Annotated in this window: 1 rRNA gene; it reads left to right on the plus strand. The window is 49.9% G+C overall.

Features of this window, described 5'->3' with window-relative positions:
• Positions 1–97: 97 nt before the first annotated feature.
• Positions 98–1,325: ribosomal RNA gene (locus AC1D02_RS22165) — 23S ribosomal RNA — on the plus strand; the annotation flags it as partial.

Raw genomic sequence — 1,325 nt, forward strand, 5'->3', positions numbered from 1 at the left:
GGGTAATGAWTGTATGTATCAAAACAAGCAACAACGCTGTACTTTCTTATCTCTGTAGCGTCTTTCGGCTTAGTCGGCCGAGAGGTTAACGTTATAGGGACAAGCGAATAAGTGCACATGGTGGATGCCTTGGCGATTACAGGCGATGAAGGACGTAGTAGCTTGCGATAAGCTGCGGGGAGTGAGCAAACACACTTTGATCCGCAGATTTCCGAATGGGGAAACCCGGCCTTTTAGGTCATTGCATACTGAATACATAGGTATGCAAAGCGAACGCGGCGAACTGAAACATCTAAGTAGCTGCAGGAAAATAAATCAACCGAGATTCCCAAAGTAGTGGCGAGCGAAATGGGAAGAGCCTGCACGTTTTAGCATGACGCATAGTAGAACGGATTGGAAACTCCGGCCATAGAGGGTGATAGCCCCTTATACGAAATGCGATGTGTGGAACTARGCGTGCGACAAGTAGGGCGGGACACGAGAAATCCTGTCTGAATATGGGGGGACCATCCTCCAAGGCTAAATACTCGTAATCGACCGATAGTGAACCAGTACCGTGAGGGAAAGGCGAAAAGAACCCCGGGAGGGGAGTGAAATAGATCCTGAAACCGTGTGCATACAAACAGTAGGAGCGGACTTGTTCCGTGACTGCGTACCTTTTGTATAATGGGTCAGCGACTTACATTCAGTGGCAAGGTTAACCATATAGGGAAGCCGTAGAGAAATCGAGTCCGAAYAGGGCGACAGTCGCTGGGTGTAGACCCGAAACCAAGTGATCTACTCATGGCCAGGATGAAGGTGCGGTAACACGCCCTGGAGGTCCGAACCCACTAATGTTGAAAAATTAGGGGATGAGCTGTGGGTAGGGGTGAAAGGCTAAACAAACTTGGAAATAGCTGGTTCTCTCCGAAAACTATTTAGGTAGTGCCTCAAGTATCACCATCGGGGGTAGAGCACTGTTATGGCTAGGGGGTCATTGCGACTTACCAAACCATTGCAAACTCCGAATACCGATGAGTGCGAGCTTGGGAGACAGACGTCGGGTGCTAACGTCCGGCGTCAAGAGGGAAACAACCCAGACCGCCAGCTAAGGTCCCAAAGATTGGCTAAGTGGAAAACGAAGTGGGAAGGCTAAAACAGTCAGGATGTTGGCTTAGAAGCAGCCATCATTTAAAGAAAGCGTAATAGCTCACTGATCGAGTCGTCCTGCGCGGAAGATGTAACGGGGCTAAGCCAGTCACCGAAGCTGCGGATATCAGAGATGCGTAGCTGATGGGAAGCAGGTTAATATTCCTGCACCGTCGTATGATGCGATGGGGGGACGG

Source organism: Massilia sp. P1_C10 (genome assembly GCF_056406475.1).